The sequence below is a fragment of the Helicobacter didelphidarum genome (assembly GCF_003364195.1).
Classification (GTDB): Bacteria; Campylobacterota; Campylobacteria; order Campylobacterales; family Helicobacteraceae; genus Helicobacter_A; species Helicobacter_A didelphidarum.
Window position 1 is genome coordinate 19,662 of record NZ_NXLQ01000009.1, and the last position, 17,395, is coordinate 37,056.

Sequence of the window (17,395 nt, forward strand, 5' to 3'; positions counted from 1 at the left end):
TAGTATTTTAATTTGCAAATAAATTTATTCATTAGGATAAACATTTGAAAAATATATCTTTTAAAATGTGTATTGTTGCTATTATTGCATCTAAAAGTCTCACACAAGTTTTTGCCGATGAAGTTGAAATTATTCAATCACCTGGTTCTACACATATACAAAAGCATAAGCCAAAAATATTTTCTTATGATGGGATGCTTGCAAGCTTTATCAAGGCAGGATTTAATAATGCCAAAGTTGATACAGCAATAGGACAGTATCCAACAGAAAGTTTTGGAACGATTTTTGGTCAATTTAATACCCATTATGATTTTACAGAGATTATTTCTAATGAAAGTGTTAATGTCCTTAAGATTGGTTTAGGAGTTTCTGCTGGTGGATTGTTTATAGATTCTACACTTCGAGATGGTGCATCATTTAATGGAAGTGGATTGAGCGGTGGAAGTGGATTAAACAATAATTATTTTGGTGGGTGGAATGGTTATCTTGGTAATTTAAATGATGACGGTTACCCATATAAACACAATCGCAATTTCGTTGTTCAAAATGCTTATGTTGATTTGCAAACAAAGTATTTTAATTTTAAGGGTGGTCGATATGAGTCAAGTATGGATTATCATAGTGGATATACACAAGGTGTGAATCTTGATGTTCATTTTGGTTATGGTGATAAAGCACGGAATCCTGATAATGAAATAAAAATATGGTGGTTTAGTTCTTTTGGTCGTGCATTCGCATATTCAGAATGGTTTCTAGATTTTTATGCAGTAAAATTTGCTAATATAGATGGTAAGCTAGTGAATCTTGGAATTCATGCGGCAGGGGTAGATATTAAATATGGTGGGCTTGTTGATTCAAATAATTATAAAAAAGGCTCTAGCCTCCTTGTGCGTCCATTTTTGTATTTTTATGCGGGACTTTATGAAGCTCCGGGTTTGAAATTAGTATATGAAAATCAATTTGGCAATGGTTTTGGATTGAAAACTACTTTGCAGGGTTTCTTTTTGCATATACACCCCGCTAATCAACTTAATGCTGATAAGGGTGCAGGAAAAAGCCGTTACAATGAATATATCGATGAATATTCTGGGAATTTAAATTTTATTCTTCAAGCGTTTTTCCATAATCATAATGCACGTGTTGGCATTTACAAAAACTTTGGAAGTGGGAACGCACATTTTGGAACTTATGGTAATCCAATGGGATTTGATTTTTGGACTGCAAGTGTATATGATATAGGTGCTAGTATCAGTGATGTGATTAATAGAAATGCAATTACTGGTTATTTTTCTGGTGGTGGATCATATAATCTTAAATATGGAACGCTTACTTGGGATATTCTTGCAAGGCTCACAAGAAGCCCAAGAAGTGATGAAGAAAGTGTAGCTCTCTATATTTCCCATGCCTTTAAAAACAATATTGCTCTTGGTTTAAAACTCGAATGGTTTCGAGATACAACAAAAGCCGGATATAATCCGGGGGCTACTTTGCCGAAGACTGAAAACTTGACAGTAGCTCGTACAGATGATAGAAGCCATGCGTTTATCACTTTTGATTATAAATTTTAGGTAATAAAACATTGAGAGAAAATTATATTCATTTATTTTGTTAAATATAGAAAAGTTTATATTTTTTGGCATTACATTTGGAATACATAATGTTATGCGATATGTCACACTTCAACACCATTCGACAATCACAACATATTGGCTCACATAGAATCTTAATATAAGCAAAGTAATTTGCTATATTAAACCAAGAGAAGTTTATAATCTAAAAAGTTCTTGTGCATTTTGTGTTGTTTGACTACATAGTTTTTGTTCTGGTATATTGAGGATTTCGCTTATTTTGGTTACAACATATGGCAGAAACTTCGACTCATTTCTTTTTCCACGATGTGGGATTGGGGCAAGATATGGTGCATCAGTTTCTAATAAGATTCTATTTAATGGAATCTTTGGTAATATTTCTACTAGTTTTTTAGCATTTTTGAATGTAATGATACCCCCGATACCATAATAAAAATCTTCATAAAATTCCAATAAAATCTCGTTTGCATTAAAGCAATGAAAAACTCCCCTGAGCTTTGACTTTCCTTGATTTTTTTGATATTTCTTTAAAATACTCGCAACCATTTCACTTGCTTCTTGATTGTCTTTAGAATCTCGCACATGTAGAATCAACGGTAAATCATATTTTAAAGCCTGCTGTATCTGGATTTCAAAACACGCAATTTGAGCTTCTTTTTCTCGTTCAGGATATTCTCCTAAACGGAAAAAATCAAGCCCACATTCACCAATTGCACAACATTTTTTTGTCTGCATTATATATTTAAGATTATAAAGTCGGTTTGTATTGAATTGTTGTGATGTTTTATCATATGTATTATCTGTTATAGAATCTTTTTGATAATCTAATAAAATTTCATCAATATGATAAGGATGGATTCCAACTGCATAAAAGATTTCATCATGTAAATCTGCAATACGTACTGCATATTCCAATGTTTCTAATGAAGCACCTGGAATAATAAATCGGCTAACACCATAGAGTTTTGAACTTGCAATTACCCCTTCTAAATCATTGTAAAACTCCACAGAATCTAAATGTATATGTGTATCAATTAATGTGTTCATGAAATCTCTTTAAACGAAATATTTTGGCAAAAGCCCTATGAAATTATTGATTCATTCTTTGGTAAAAATCATTTGTTGCTCTTACAAAGCCATCGATACTACCACAATCATATCGAATCCCCTTAAATTTGTAACCAATAACACGTCCTAATTTCGCTAATTCTAAAAGTGCATCTGTAATTTGTAATTCCCCATTGATTCCAGGTTTTGTGGTACGTAGAATGTTAAAAATATCCGGTGTTAAGATGTATCTACCAATAATAGCTAGATTTGATGGGGCTTCTTCTTTTTTTGGTTTTTCAATCATATCATAAACCTTATAAACACCATCTTCTACTTCATTTGCGGCTATCACACCATATTTATGCACCTCATCATTATTTACTTCTTCGATAGCAACAACACAACAACGGAATTTTTCGTAAATTTTCATCATTTGTGTCAAAACCCCAACATTGTCATTATAACACAAATCATCAGCTAAGATAACTGCAAAGGGATTATGTCTAACAAGTGTTTCTCCGGTCAAAATTGCATGTCCTAAGCCACGCATTTCTTTCTGTCTTGTATAACTGAAAGTTGCTGTTTCCATAATATTGCGAATTTCTGTTAAGAGATTTTCTTTTGAGGTATCCTTGATTTGGTGTTCTAGTTCATAACTAATATCAAAGTGATCTTCAATACTTCGCTTTCCTCTTCCTGTAACTATAGCCATCGTTCTACAACCAGCATTCAGTGCTTCTTCAACACCATATTGAATGAGTGGCTTTGTGAGGATTGGTAACATTTCTTTAGGCATTGCTTTTGTTGCTGGAAGGAATCTTGTCCCATATCCTGCAGCCGGGAATAAACAAGTCTCTATCATTTAATCTCCTTGTAATAACAAAAAAATAATAAAATAATTTAAGCTATAATTATACAAAAATAAAATAAATTCTATTAAAATAAAATTTTAATAGAATTTACATTCTGTGTAAGCGTTAAAAAAGCCTCTCGTTTATATTAATCAAGGTATCTTAAGTGGAGATGAAAACAAATCATGCAAAAAATATTGTTATCATATTTTGTATTTTTATTTATTCCTTTTAATGCTATTTTGATTTGGGCAACAACGAATGTTATGCAATTTGCAAATTCTAATGATTCTCACAATATCGTTAGTGAATTACAATCAAATGTTCAAGAAAAAAAGACAGATTCTATCAATAAGGAATCTCAATCCAAGTTTAATGATGTGAAATATTTCGCTCGAGACAACCAGCAAATTTCTGCACAGCCAAAAAACACTCCAAACATACAAAGAAATAATAGAGAAATTTCAAAAAGAAATAAGACAGATATACCACATAAAAATATCACTCAAGAACAAAAAATAAGTCCAGAAGCAATGGCAAATAACGAGGAGATTCAGCAATATATCCATACGCATTCATGCAAAACTAAACAAACCCAAATTTGCATAATAGCTATCGATTTGCTTACGAGTTTGAATATATTAGAAAAGATTCAATATAACAATCTTCTTTTGGCATTACAAAAAAAAGAATCCAATCTTAGCACCAAAAGCCTCAAAAAACTTCAAGATAATGTCCGAGCACGTCAAGCACTACAAGAGAAAAAGCGTCTTAATTTACATTCTGTTGGTGATACTGGCGAAGAAATATTGGATTATCATAGGCTGCAAAGCAAGGAAATTGTAGTTGTTACATCTGAAGAATATGGGCAACTTCATGAATCTATGTTAAGATTCTGTGAGCATTTTAAAACTTTGAAAAACTATGACAGAGATATACTCTTTTCTCTCACATGGCACAATAATTTGCTTTTTAAAGATGAAAAAGCGGTAAAAAAATTTTGTAAGAAAAAATTTGATATTACAAAAGAATAAAAGGGATTTATTTCAAAAATGAATATTATTTTTCCATAAACTCACGCACAACGACACCAAGTTTTACCCCCAGAATTTCTTTATGAAGAAGTTCCTCATAAATTGCCTCTGACCCATTCACTAAATCTGAACTACTTACACCATGCAAGATTGATATTCTTGCCTCCAAAAACGCGGTAAGTTTATCACAAAATTTTAGCAATTCACCACAAATAGTATCAAATCTGTTGTGATTAAAATTTGTAAGTAGTGTTGTGGAATCTATATTATATATAACTTTATTATCAATTTTATACTTATTATGAAATTCATTTTCTGTCCAATAAATAATATCTTTTTGAATAAATTGTGGTAGCTTATTGAGGATTTTGCTTTGCATTTCTTCTTGTTCGATTATTTTTAGAAGTTCATCAAGCCCCTCAACAGATTTCTTGATTGGAGAAATAATATCACGCGTTAATATTTCTGGTAAATCATGAAAAAGCCCTGCAAAAAAATGGTTAATTTGTGTTCTTTCACATAGTTGTAAATCAAGACTTAACAAATATCCACATATTGCCACCATAAGTGTATGCCCTAGAACAGATGTTTGAGGGATTCTTGGGGTTTGACTCCATCGTTTTTGAAAACGCAATTCCGCAAACATACCTACAACTTCGCGTATATCTTGATGCAAAATAAGGTTTTTCATACCAATTAAATCATAAAAGTTTTCATTTTGAGAATCTATAATATGTCTAATATTTTCAACATCATAGAGTTTTGGATTGAAATGATAGATAATATCAAATTCCCATTTTGAAGCATAAAAATGTGCTGCATGTAAAATTTTTGTTTCTATTTTTTCATTTTTATTTGCAAGATAATCTCGCATAGAATCAAAAAATGCAAAATTCCCAAGATCATCTTTTAATTGAGATTCAACAAATTCTGCAAGTTTCCCACCATGCACTTTTTTTAGTTTATGGAAAATTGGCGGTTTAATATCGGTAAGAACAACACGTTCAAAAAATTCAAACAAAAATTGCTCAATGAGTGTTGTATAATTAATTTTTATTCCCTCATTTTCTTCATATTTTGCAAAGATATAGGCAAGAATAATTTTATGTGCTTGTTTATCCAGTTCAACAAACTCAAGAGGTGTTGCCTTGTCGTTCCAACGCTGAATAGACGCACTAATAAAAAGCCTTTGTAAAAGCTTTTTATTTAAGTTTGATTGTTTAAGTTGTCTATTTTGTTTCATAATATTGCTCCATATATCCATAAAGTTTTTATTACCAAATAAATTCTAAAAACTTTAGTAATCTATTTGATATTTTCTTTAAGAATCAAGATATAACACAACCCAATACTCGCATTCTTCATGAATATAAATCTATTGCATAGGTTTTATCAGAGGCAATTTAGAGGTAAAGTTTTAATTTTTGCTTATTAAAATCCGGATAATCCATGATAGAAAGTGGGATCTGTGCTGCAAATTTTGTTTCAGTGTTGAAAACGATAGGGAATAGATAGTTAATTTCAGAATGTTCTAGGGGGCTATTAAGATCGAGAGGACAATATACAAGAATTTTACTTTTTGGAGTGATATTTAAAATAATTGTAATGTATTCTGGTATTCCAAAAGAATAATTACGCAATTTGTATGGATTGACAACAACCAAAGCATTTTGTTCTTTCACATTTTCTTTTTTTTGTATTTCATGGTTGGTATGTATTTGTATAGAATCTTTGTTGTTTGCTACTTGTTTGATTGTTGTGTCTGGTGCAATGAGATTTTGTAGCTCTGTAAAATGTGTTTTTAACTCTAAATTATCTTGCGTGAAATGACTATGATTTGCCGAATCTTCTTGAAAAAAATCTTTATTGATTTGATTTGGTGTCCAGCTTGGAAGTTTATTATTGGTAGAATGCAAATGTTTTGAAAGAATTTGTGTTTGTTCTTTTTGTTCTTGAAGTGCAATTTGATTGAAAAATTGTTCCTGATTTTGTGGATTTGTATTTGCTTTTTGATTATATTTTTTAATTGCCTCATCATCACTATAATTCATAAAAAGACTTTTTTTGCTTAATAGATTTAAACCCTTTACATGTGATAAGATTCCTTGTGCTTCATGAGTTTTGTTTCCATTGTTGTAAAGAATCTTAGCAAATACAGAATCAATGTGTTCTAAAATAATCTCACTATTGTCTTGACAAATGATTCTGTGGTCATTATTAATGCTCGATTTAAGAATATACCTATTTTTCATTTGTAACCTAAACTACTAAAATTTGAAAATTCCACATGTTAAAGCAAAATATGTGCCTTTAATTATAAAAAAGATTTATATATGATAATATATTCAAGATTATATTTTATTAATAGAAAAAGTAGATATATTAATGTAAAAAATATATAATATTAGATTTTAAAGGTATAATATATGCGATATGTAAAAAAATTTTTTATTGGAATATCCATATATTTATTTTTCATTTTATGTGGTTGCACATCAAATGATCGTTTGAATTTAGGCACACTACAATCTTTTATTCCCTCACATAGCCCTCAAAGCAAAAAACCAAAAACACAAATTGCTAAAATTTGTTATAATTATAGTATCTTTAAACGAGATAAAGTTTATGAAATTCTTACACTAGAAAATCTCTTGAAAGAGGCTTTTAGACAAACAGGGAAAAATATTTTTTATAATGTTGGTATATGGCAAAGTAGCATTAATGTGATTTATCTCTGGCAAAGAAGATGTCTCATACTGGGAAAATGAAATGAAACACTTTGTAATTATCTTTTTTCCTCTTGTTGGCTTTTTATTAAACTCTTGCTCCATACCAATTACAAACTTTGAAACTATTAGCATACAAAATGAGGAAGATTCTCTATCATACAGTGAGGATGCCCCAAATAATTTAATATCGAATGTTCATCAAATAAAATCACAATCTCATCTTATACCATTTTTACTTTATCGCGAATGTACTAAAAGTGGTGGTGCATGGCTTTTTATTTGTCAAAGTGTTGGTCTGCGTTCTCTCTATCAGACAATTCTTTTAACAAATCCGCAGATACGAGAGATTAAAAATATTAAGATTTTTTATTACCCTAAAAAATCATATCTACGTTTTGAAATGTATGGAGATTTTAGCCATTACTAAGATTTAATACACACAATGAAGAGAATCTAAGTTAAGATTTTAGTTTGATATAGACTTATGAAATTTTGCAATCAATGTTCTATCAATTATTGATTGCTGATGTTTTCTGTCGTAAAAATCGAGAATCTTCATAAAGATTCTATAAATAAACTTCTAAAATGTAAATCATGATTTGTGACAAATTATAGAAATGGTGTTTATATTGATTATGATGAGGTATAGATGATTCTTATTATGAAAGAAAAGAGTTGCATAACATATAAACGGTTTTATATGGAGTAGTTTTAAAGTTTTTTGAACATTGAATACAACAAATGCTCCCTAGTAATTAACTATAACGTATATTTGTATATTCCTTTGGAATAAAGTGGTCCTGAAGTTTCAATAATGATGGATAAAAACCAGCATTATAACCAATTGCGTAAAGTTTTTCTAAAGCTTGTATTTGTATATCACTCATTGTGTGCGAATGTTCATTTGCATAAAGTTGTAAATAAGTGTCTAATTCTTGTGCATTGACACGTACAAGATGATTATCAAGAAGCATTTTTGAAAGCAGGGGCTTATAACGCAAACCAATTTGAATAGCTTTTGTTAGAATCTTTTCTAATACAATAGCACGATTTAATGGGATAGAACGACGCAATGCCATACCACCTAGCGGCAGGGGTAATTGCTCTTTTGCCAAATCTTGCCACATATCCCATATAAAAGCTTCAACTTCAAGTTCATGTGAAAAATTGAGAATAGACTCATGTATTAAGACACCGGCATCAACAACTCCATTTAATACACCCTCTTCAATTTCTAAAAAATTCATATAAACAGGGTAAGCATCAGGATATGTCAAACGAAAAATCATTGCATTTGTTGTGTATTTTCCGCTTAGTGCAACTTTAAAATTACGTTTGAGTTTAGCACCTTTTTTTTTGATTAATTTTGGACCATATTGTTCACCAAAACTCATTCCTGTTTGAAGTAACACATAATGATTGCAGATAAAAGGATAAAGTGCAAATGAAATTGCACTAATGTCATATCGTGCTTCAAAGCACGCGAGATTAAGTGTTTCAATATCAAGAGCAAGATTATAAAGCTTGTAGGGCGTAGTAATCCAACCAAACTTAATAGCATAATACATAAATATATCATCAGCATCAGGGCTGTGTGCTATTGTATAGGCATTATCAATGTTTATGTTGCCCATGTGCTGAATCTGATTATGCATATTGAAATCCTTTATTACGGTTGCAATATTTCATTACATTGTATCTACATAAGTTTCTAAAAAATTACTGCATATTATTGGTAGATTTTAAATCTTTAAGGAATTGAAAGATTCTATAATAAATAAAGTTCAATAAACTAATATCTATAATTTAATTTATACTAACCTGCTACATTATACCTGAAAATAGAAGCACTTTAATCTTCAATAATTTAATGGATTATATTGCATGATATTATAAAATATGCACTTCATAAATATAATCTTTACTATCCATAGTGAAATGCAATTCACGCACAAGGACAGCACGTTTTTTCTTTTTAAAGAAAGCTTCGAGTTTCTTAATATCTTTTTCTTGATTATCTCTATCAAGATAAAAAACTGCACCTTTCTTCCCATTTTTTTCTATAATTTCTGCCATTTTATCAAATGTTATACTTTTGGTTGCGGTTTCGCTTTTAATCGAAGTCTTGGCAAGTTTCAGCTCTTTTAGTTCCATAATCTAAATCCTTCAATAATAAACCTTAAATTTGAGATTGCATATTATGCCAAATTTTTATTAAGAATTCATTTACTCTTCTTTAACAAATCCCACAACCCATAATCTACTCTTTGTCATAAGTGCTTTAAAATCCCTATATACTCACTCATATTAAGATTTTCTACACTCGCACTAAAAATGCAATATGGCTCTAGCACCTCACCGCCAAGATATTTAAAAGAACTCTCTAGCGGTGAAAGCAATGTCTTTATATCGTATCCGTGATGCCCATCATAGCTTGATTTTGCTCCTCCAATAGTCGTAATGACTTGAAATTTCTTACCCTTTAGTATCGTAGAATCCGCACTATATGCGATAGTCGTTAGCACTTCATCTTGCCATTCTTTCATCAAACTAGGTGTGCTAAACCAAAAGAGTGGGAATTGAAAGATGATTTTATCTGCATTTTTAAGCAGCGTGATTTCAGCTTCTTTATCAATCTTACCATTTGGATAAAGGGCGTTAAGATTGCGTATCTCTACATTTTTTAAGCTCTTAGCAGATTCTAAAAGTGCTTTATTGACTTTAGAATCTTGAAAATATGTGTGTGAAAAAATCAAAAGTGTTTGCATAGTTCTCCTTTAGGTTGTTATTTTAGAATCTCTAGTTTGAGGGTTTATGAAATCTTAGCATATTCTATTCATTATAATTATAAAATCTTTACATTTCTTTAGAATCCTATTTGGATTATGTTAGAATCTTATGAGAGAATAATGAGTCTAGCATAAAATAATCAAAAAGGAAAGAATATGGTAAAAATTACATTAGCCCATAAAGATTCTCTAATTGCTTTTTTAAGGAATGAAGTGGCAAAACGAGGATTTCAAAAAGTTGTGGTGGGATTAAGTGGTGGCATTGATAGTGCTGTGGTTGTAGCATTATGTCAAGAGGCATTTTCTCAAAAGGATAATATACATAATCAAAAAGCTATAAACAATAAAAATATTCATCAAGAATCTGTGCAATACAATGATACTCTCAAAGCTATCCTCATGCCTTCTCTTAGTTCATCAGAAGAAAGCATAATTGATTCGTTAGAACTTTGTCATACGTTGCATATTTGCTATGAGATTCTACCAATTACGCTACTTGATAAAGTCTTTTGTGAAAATTTAGCACAAAGAAATAGGGAAGAAATGGCTATTTCATGGTTAGATTCCATTCAGATGCAAACAAAAAATAAGATAAAATCTTGTCCTCAAGAAATAAGAATGAATTGTTCTACTACAACAACTATATCAGAGGAAGAATACATGCTTGCTCGTGGAAATTTTTGTGCAAGAATGCGTATGGCGACACTTTATCATATTTCACAAATTGAACGACGATTAGTTATTGGCACAAGCAATAAATCTGAAATTATGTTAGGATATAGCACACTTTTTGGCGATATGGCTTATGCGATAAATCCTATTGGGAATCTTTATAAAACACAAATTTATGAGTTAGCTAAACTCCTAAATATTCCTGAAACTATTCTGAAAAAAGCACCAAGTGCAGATCTCTATAATGGTCAAAGTGATGAACAAGATTTAGGATATAGTTACTCAGAAATCGATAAATTTTTAGAGGCGTATGAGTATTATGTAAAATCAAATCAAGATATTTACAATATAGAATCTCAAAAAGAATATTTAGAACAATATTTCCCTCACGAAATGGTAAGGAAACTCTCTCATAGAATATATATGAACGCTTTTAAACAGAATCCTCCAACTATCTTTCAAGGGGATTTCTAATCGACGAGTAAAAGCAAGATAAGAGTATAGCGACAATAAATCGTGCATCATCTACGATTTTTGTTAATATTATAAAATTTGGAGATGTGAGACTTAAGCGTTTCTATTTTAAAGAGTAATATAAAATTTTTGACAAATATAAACAAGAGAATCTTTTGATATTAAAGTAAATCTTTGAGGCTATATTTTTGAAATTCATGTATGAATGCATCTTTTGCTCGATGTATAATAGACTTTAGATTACATACATCGTGATATGGGCAATCAGTATGTTCTATATTGTGTTTAAGGCATTCTACAAAATCTGTATTTACTTCTGTATAAAGTAGCACATCGGAGAGTCGAATATCTTGTGGATTTTTGACAATTTTAATACCACCATCTCTGCCCTTAAAAGATTCTATAAAGTTTCCTTTTGAGAGCTTATGGATAATTTTTTTAAGATGATTTTGCGATATTTTTAGTTCATTTGCCATTTGCTCAATAGTTGTTAATTTGTCATTGTTTTTAGCAAGATAAATTAATGCTCGGAATGAATAATCACTGAATTTTGATAACTGCATATTTTTCCTTAATCATGCAATATAAAAAGCAAATTCTACCATAATCTCTTAAAAAATAAGTAAAAATTAAAAAACTCATTGTGTATAATTGATTATATTTGGGAGTTTATAATGCGTTCTCCAATTCATTTTTTATATATAAAATACTTTTTGTTAAGGAAACTATTGCTGTGATAAAAGATACATTTTTCTCACGATTCTTTAGAATCTGGGAATTTGTCATCAAGCATTTTACAGATTCTCATAGAAACTAGCACAACAAGCCACGACACATAAATCCACAGAAAGACAAACATAATGATTGATACAGAACCATAAATATTGCTATAAAATTTATTATATGTCATATAATAAAAGAATAATATTTTAAGCAAATACCATGTCCCTGCACCAAGAAAACTGCTGATAAGCAATACGATTGTATTGAGTGATTTATTTGCTGCGATACGAAAAAGTATTGCAAATGCAAGCCAAGTAGTAAGCATAGGTGTGGTGGAATAAAGCTGTCTTAGAATGTCAGAATATTTATCAGAAATCATTGTATTAAAATAGATAGAAGTTGCAAAGAAAAGTGGAATTAAAGTGATTAAGAGCCAATAAATAATGAACGAATCAAAGAAACTTCGTTTTTTTGCAGAAAATATCCTAGCAGAAATATCATCAAAATTACGGAAAAATATAAATGAACTAATCAATGAAACTAAAAAACCTAAAAACCCCATTTCTTTCCCATTAGATAGAAATCTATCAAGCATGATAGAGATATTTTCGGAATTATCAGGTAAAATATTTATAAGAATTGTTTCTTTGAAAGATTGAATGTGTCCCTGAAAGCTAGGGAAACTTGAAACAATCGAAAAAAGCATAAGAAATAGCGGGATAATAGAAAAAATATTATAAAAGCTTAATGATGAAGCATAATGAAAGATTTTATCTTTATCTGTAAGATTATGGTAGCATTTCTCAATTTTATCATAACATATATAATAAGTTTTTTGCAATATATGATATTGCCTTTTAAGCATAGACATTTTTGTATTTTTTTGTGTATTATCTATTTTGGGATTAAGCTCTTGAATAAAGTGGGAATTTGTAATTTCTTTTTTATTTTGTAGTTTGTTGGTTGTGATTTTTGTATGATTTCCCACATTCATAGAGAGCCTTTAAAGCCAAAATATCCAACAATAAAATAGCATCGGATTTTATTGATCTAAATATTTTTGTAATATAAGTTTTCCATAATAATATCTTAAAGCTTCAAGTTTCTTATCATCATAGAGCGTATAAAGCCAGTTATGTAATACACCCTTTTTAAAGTTTGCATGTAACGCTTCATCATATTGATTGTATTGCTTAAAAGAACCATCAAGCATACCATTTTTATAAAATCCTGTGAAATATATATTTCCATTTGGGTAAAAATGTGTGAATTTTCCATGTAATATGTTGTTTTTAAAATGCACTTCCCATGCTAACATACCATTTTTATGATAACCAATGAATTTTCCATGCTTTAGGATACCTTTACATGTTCCTTGTAAAGTAGTTTCATCAATGATGGTAGTACATGTTGGAGATGAGTATAGAAATGCTGTGTAAATACAAAGGATGGAAAAAAATCTTTGAAACATGAAATTCCTAATTCTACACGAGAGAAAATTAAATGAAAATAAGATTAAGAAGATTCTGCCCTATAGAATTTAAACTATATTGCAAAAATGAAGCTATAGGAACTTCAAAATGTAGTAAGGTTTTATCTTATTTCACCCTTAAGACAGCGTTTATGTCTTTAATCTTTTTATCTTCTAAAAGATAACGCAAATTGTGTTCATCTTGAAGATTTTTTCTAAGATCTTCTTGTTTTTTTGCAATTCTTGAGAGAATATCCATTGCTTTTGTTGTATTTCTCTCTGATTGTGCTTCTTCAAGATCTAATCTCAAATTTTTTATATCAAACTCAACAACACTGCGGTACTCTTTGTATTTTGCAGTTTGAGCTTTAATTGCTTTTTTAGTATCAAAATCAATTTGTAGAATTTGTCGTTTCTGTTGAATATTCGCTGTGTCGTATAGTTCTTTAAGGACGCCTTTTGGAGCTTTTACACTTACACCCTCTCCATGACCTTTCATATCAGGACATGCAAATAATAATCCTGTGGTTACAATAGAAACACATAATAACTTGTTTAAAACTTTCATAGTTTTCTCCTTAGCATTCGTGAAAATAAAAACTAGGTTGTATTCTATCGAAAATTTAGTTAATATTGTCAAGTTCATGCCTAAAAATTTGATAAATTATTTATTTTTTAAACAGAATATTGCGAATATTATTGTAATTTTCAGAGAAAGACTTATTAAAAATACTCAACGCCATATTATAAAACTTAATAATGGGGTTATCACAATAATGACAAACTATATTTGCATGGAAAGCTAATTACTAAAACATGAACAAATTGCATTATTTGAAAAATCTTTAAATTTTTTCGGTAAATTTCACAAATTATAATTTTTAGTTATTAAGGAAGATTCTATGAATTTTATTTTGATTGTTCTATCTGGGATTCTTGATATTTTTGCTAATCTTGCCTTACAGAAGTCTAATGGTTTTCGTAAAATGGCTTGGGGACTATTAGCCCTCGTGTTTGTTGGTGGTGCATTTTTGATTTTAGCTATTGCAGAGGAACGCGGTATGGACCTACCTATTGCTTATACTTTATGGGGTGCAATAGGAATTTTGGGCAGTGTTGCTGGAGCATATTATTTTTTTCACCAAAAATTAAAACCGATTGGATATATTGGAATCTGTCTTGTAATTCTTGCAGTGTTTTTATTGCAAGTTGAAATAAATTGGCAAAAATTTTTTAACTAAAATATTAAAAAATCTATGAAGATGAGATTTACACAAGTATATACACAGAAATATTTTAGGATAGTGAATATATCTTTATTTTAGTGTTGTATAATATAGTCTTGTTGCGTTACTAACGACACTTATAGAACTTAAACTCATCGCAAGACTTGCCATCATTGGATTAAGCACGATGCCAAGTCCACTTAAAGTTCCCATCGCAAGAGGGATACAAATAATATTATAAAGAAATGCAAAACCAAGGTTTTGTTTGATATTACGCAATGTAGAATTTCCAAGCGTAATAGAATCTGCTATATGTGAAAGATTTTGATTAAAATAGATTATATCACCATATTCAAGACTCATTTCACTACCACTTGCCATGACAATTGATACATTTGCTTGTGCAATTGCTATTGCGTCATTTGTGCCATCACCAATCATAATTACTTTATGATTTTGTGCTTGAAGTTGTTTAATATAATTGAGTTTATCTTGCGGAGTGCATTGTGCGTGATAGTTAATATTCAGAACCTTAGCAATTTTTGCGACATTATTTTCATTATCCCCGCTTAGAATTTCGCATGTAAATCCCATTTTTTGTAAGGATTGTATAAGATTTTGTGAATCTTCTTTAAGATTTTCTTCTAAAAGAATATACCCAAGCAAGATATATAAGCCCTCTTCTCGATTAAATTGTGCAAGATAAATATAGATTCCCTCCTTTGATGATTCTTGAGAATCTAATTGTGATACATTTTTTAATGGGTATGAGCGCATAAAGGAATCGTTGCCGAGTATAAAATCAAGATTTTTAGAATCTTTAGTAATGCTTGCTTTCATACCTTGATTTAAAATACTTTGAGATTGAATAATTGGATAAAGTGGAAGATCTTTTGTGCTTTTACAAACAGATTGAGCAATAATGTGTGTGCTTGTATTTTCAATAGAAGCAGTGATTCTAAGGATTTCTGCTTGTGTGCAATAATTTTTATCATTAGAATCCAAGAAAGTCTCAATTTTTTGAATCTTAAATTCTCTATTAGTAAGTGTGCCTGTTTTGTCAAATATAATCATATCGCATTTTGAAATATTTTCTAAACTTTGTGCATTCTTAAAAAATACCCCCATTTTATTTGCTCTTGCATTTGCAAATAAAATTGCCATTGGAGTGGCAAGTCCTAAGGCACAAGGACATGAGATAAGTAAGGTGCTTGCAAAGAAATTAATTGCTGTTGCTAAATCAGCATAGAAAAACCAAAAGAGACCTGACAAAGTTGCTAAGGCAATGACAATTGGCACAAATATACCAGAGATTTTATCAGCAAGTTGTGCTATTTTTGCCTTGCTTTCATATGATTGTGCAATAAGAGAATGAATTTTTGCTAGGGTTGAATCTTTTGTTGTGCTAGTCGCACGCATAATGAGTGTTGTTTCAAGATTGAGTGTACCCGCATGAAGAATATCATTTTGGTTTTTTGTGATTGGCAAACTTTCCCCGCTTAGCATACTTTCATCAATTTGAGCTTGCTCTGAAAGTATAATACCATCAACAGGAATAAATGAATGCTCTAGCACCCGAATATAATCCCCTTTTACAAGGAAGTCAGGCGAGATTTCTTCAACTTGTAAAACTGAATCTTTTTCTTGTATTGTGTGTGGGTTTAAGATTCTATATACTTTTTCTGCTTTATGTGAAAGTAAGTTTTGTGCATTCTTAGTTGCTTTATTTTTAGCACTTTCTTCAATATACTTTCCAAGCATAATGAAACTTAAAATTACACAGACACCTTCGAAATATAATTGATGTAAAAACTCGATTTGATTTGTATGAAATCCTAAAGTAAAAATATATACGCTATACAAAAATCCTGCCAAGCTTCCAACGGCTACAAGGGAATCCATATTTGGTATGCCATGATAGAGTGCTTTTAACCCGCGAATATAAAATGTTCTGCCAAAGTGCATAACACAAAGAGTGATAAAAAGTTGGATTGAGGCATTGATGCGAAAATCTTGTAAAAAATAAGGTAGCGGTGCCTGAAACATATCATGCAACATACTCATATAGACAACAATAAAAGAGCAAATAAGGCTTAAAAGAAGTCTTCTTTTTGAATTCAGAATCTTTGTCTCAAAAAATCTTAAAAAATTACTCAATCGTTGGAATAAATTTTGTGGGGATTGTTGTATTGTTTTATCTCTACTAGAATCTTGCATGTTTTGTTGTGATAAAAGGTTGTTTATTTGTGTTATTTTAGTCTCAACTTGTGCTGTTTGCAACGATGGTTTTTGAGTTTGGGGGATTGTAGATATATTTGTTTTCATCTGTAAAGTTGGTTTCAGAGATATTTTATTTGGTATAACTGGCATTTGATTTTGCATCTTAAATAAAGAAAACTCTTGAGGTTTTACAGGGGATTGAAATATGGGTGCATCTTCTTGTGATTTTGCCTCATAACCGATGTCATGAATTATTTTAATAATTGTATTTATATCAATTTTGCTTGGGTTAAACTCTACTGTCGCACTATTACTAAGCAAAAATACATTTGCTTTTATAATAGAATCTTGTTTCTTTAAGGTGCGTTCGATAGCAGCAGAACATGATGCACAACTCATTCCTTCAATTTTTAATCGTAATGTTTGCGATTGGATATTGGTATCAGGATATTCTTGATTTCCCTCTTTGTTTAAATTGTCCCCATTGTTTGTATTTTGTTGATTTTGGTTAGAATGTGAATGTTGCATAGTATTTACCTTTGAAATTGAATAATTTTTTAATTTTCA

Annotated in this window: 18 protein-coding genes; 6 read left to right on the plus strand and 12 right to left on the minus strand. The window is 30.3% G+C overall.

Annotated elements, in window-relative coordinates:
- Window positions 1–44: 44 nt before the first annotated feature.
- On the plus strand, window positions 45–1,568 hold the full coding sequence (locus CQA53_RS05320; protein ID WP_245945684.1) for an outer membrane family protein: 1,524 nt from the start codon (window positions 45–47) through the stop codon (window positions 1,566–1,568).
- A 198-nt stretch (window positions 1,569–1,766) separates the two neighbouring features.
- On the opposite strand, the gene CQA53_RS05325 is transcribed toward CQA53_RS05320, so the two are convergent.
- Window positions 1,767–2,636 (minus strand): TatD family hydrolase, encoded by an 870-nt coding sequence (locus CQA53_RS05325; protein ID WP_115542990.1) that lies wholly within the window; start codon window positions 2,634–2,636, stop codon window positions 1,767–1,769.
- 43 nt (window positions 2,637–2,679) lie between these two features.
- A complete protein-coding gene (gene galU, locus CQA53_RS05330) occupies window positions 2,680–3,501 on the minus strand; it encodes a UTP--glucose-1-phosphate uridylyltransferase GalU (protein ID WP_115542991.1) in 822 nt (273 codons plus the stop codon).
- Between the two features lie 174 nt (window positions 3,502–3,675).
- Here galU and CQA53_RS05335 point away from each other — a divergent pair, with 174 nt between their 5' ends.
- Window positions 3,676–4,524 carry a hypothetical protein gene (locus CQA53_RS05335; protein ID WP_115542992.1) on the plus strand — a complete coding sequence of 283 codons (849 nt, stop codon included), beginning with the start codon at window positions 3,676–3,678 and terminating at the stop codon, window positions 4,522–4,524.
- A gap of 25 nt (window positions 4,525–4,549) precedes the next feature.
- Here CQA53_RS05335 and CQA53_RS05340 read toward each other — a convergent pair whose 3' ends face one another.
- Both CQA53_RS05340 and fliW read right to left on the minus strand, forming a co-directional pair.
- Complete coding sequence (locus CQA53_RS05340) at window positions 4,550–5,767, minus strand: HD domain-containing protein (protein WP_115542993.1); 1,218 nt, start codon at window positions 5,765–5,767, stop codon at window positions 4,550–4,552.
- 160 nt (window positions 5,768–5,927) lie between these two features.
- Complete coding sequence (gene fliW, locus CQA53_RS05345; RefSeq protein WP_115542994.1) at window positions 5,928–6,776, minus strand: flagellar assembly protein FliW; 849 nt, start codon at window positions 6,774–6,776, stop codon at window positions 5,928–5,930.
- Between the two features lie 174 nt (window positions 6,777–6,950).
- Between fliW and CQA53_RS05350 the strand changes: the two genes are divergently transcribed.
- The gene (locus tag CQA53_RS05350) at window positions 6,951–7,292 is read left to right on the plus strand and encodes a hypothetical protein (RefSeq protein WP_115542995.1); all 342 of its coding nucleotides are present in this window, start codon (window positions 6,951–6,953) and stop codon (window positions 7,290–7,292) included.
- 1 nt (window position 7,293) lies between these two features.
- The gene (locus CQA53_RS05355) at window positions 7,294–7,680 is read left to right on the plus strand and encodes a hypothetical protein (protein WP_115542996.1); all 387 of its coding nucleotides are present in this window, start codon (window positions 7,294–7,296) and stop codon (window positions 7,678–7,680) included.
- A 328-nt stretch (window positions 7,681–8,008) separates the two neighbouring features.
- Here the strand turns inward: CQA53_RS05355 and CQA53_RS05360 are convergent, their stop codons facing one another.
- The 3 genes from CQA53_RS05360 to CQA53_RS05370 form a co-directional block, all read right to left on the minus strand.
- The gene (locus tag CQA53_RS05360) at window positions 8,009–8,908 is read right to left on the minus strand and encodes a menaquinone biosynthesis family protein (protein WP_245945685.1); all 900 of its coding nucleotides are present in this window, start codon (window positions 8,906–8,908) and stop codon (window positions 8,009–8,011) included.
- Window positions 8,909–9,143: 235 nt separating this feature from the next.
- On the minus strand, window positions 9,144–9,407 hold the full coding sequence (locus tag CQA53_RS05365) for an HP0268 family nuclease (protein ID WP_115542997.1): 264 nt from the start codon (window positions 9,405–9,407) through the stop codon (window positions 9,144–9,146).
- Window positions 9,408–9,523: 116 nt separating this feature from the next.
- Window positions 9,524–10,021 carry an NAD(P)H-dependent oxidoreductase gene (locus CQA53_RS05370; RefSeq protein WP_115542998.1) on the minus strand — a complete coding sequence of 166 codons (498 nt, stop codon included), beginning with the start codon at window positions 10,019–10,021 and terminating at the stop codon, window positions 9,524–9,526.
- Window positions 10,022–10,198: 177 nt separating this feature from the next.
- Between CQA53_RS05370 and nadE the strand changes: the two genes are divergently transcribed.
- On the plus strand, window positions 10,199–11,188 hold the full coding sequence (gene nadE / locus CQA53_RS05375) for an NAD(+) synthase (protein WP_115542999.1): 990 nt from the start codon (window positions 10,199–10,201) through the stop codon (window positions 11,186–11,188).
- A 161-nt stretch (window positions 11,189–11,349) separates the two neighbouring features.
- Here nadE and CQA53_RS05380 read toward each other — a convergent pair whose 3' ends face one another.
- The 4 genes from CQA53_RS05380 to CQA53_RS05395 all read right to left on the minus strand — a co-directional run bounded on the left by CQA53_RS05380 (window position 11,350) and on the right by CQA53_RS05395 (window position 13,950).
- On the minus strand, window positions 11,350–11,751 hold the full coding sequence (locus CQA53_RS05380; protein ID WP_115543000.1) for an RrF2 family transcriptional regulator: 402 nt from the start codon (window positions 11,749–11,751) through the stop codon (window positions 11,350–11,352).
- A 191-nt stretch (window positions 11,752–11,942) separates the two neighbouring features.
- Entirely contained in the window at window positions 11,943–12,905 is a 963-nt protein-coding gene (locus tag CQA53_RS05385) for a YihY family inner membrane protein (protein ID WP_245945702.1), read from the minus strand.
- 48 nt (window positions 12,906–12,953) lie between these two features.
- Window positions 12,954–13,382 carry a toxin-antitoxin system YwqK family antitoxin gene (locus CQA53_RS05390; protein WP_115543001.1) on the minus strand — a complete coding sequence of 143 codons (429 nt, stop codon included), beginning with the start codon at window positions 13,380–13,382 and terminating at the stop codon, window positions 12,954–12,956.
- A gap of 127 nt (window positions 13,383–13,509) precedes the next feature.
- On the minus strand, window positions 13,510–13,950 hold the full coding sequence (locus CQA53_RS05395) for a hypothetical protein (RefSeq protein WP_115543002.1): 441 nt from the start codon (window positions 13,948–13,950) through the stop codon (window positions 13,510–13,512).
- 334 nt (window positions 13,951–14,284) lie between these two features.
- Between CQA53_RS05395 and CQA53_RS05400 the strand changes: the two genes are divergently transcribed.
- On the plus strand, window positions 14,285–14,623 hold the full coding sequence (locus CQA53_RS05400) for a DMT family transporter (RefSeq protein ID WP_115543003.1): 339 nt from the start codon (window positions 14,285–14,287) through the stop codon (window positions 14,621–14,623).
- 75 nt (window positions 14,624–14,698) lie between these two features.
- Here CQA53_RS05400 and CQA53_RS05405 read toward each other — a convergent pair whose 3' ends face one another.
- Window positions 14,699–17,356 carry a heavy metal translocating P-type ATPase gene (locus tag CQA53_RS05405; RefSeq protein WP_115543004.1) on the minus strand — a complete coding sequence of 886 codons (2,658 nt, stop codon included), beginning with the start codon at window positions 17,354–17,356 and terminating at the stop codon, window positions 14,699–14,701.
- Between the last annotated feature and the right edge of the window lie 39 nt (window positions 17,357–17,395).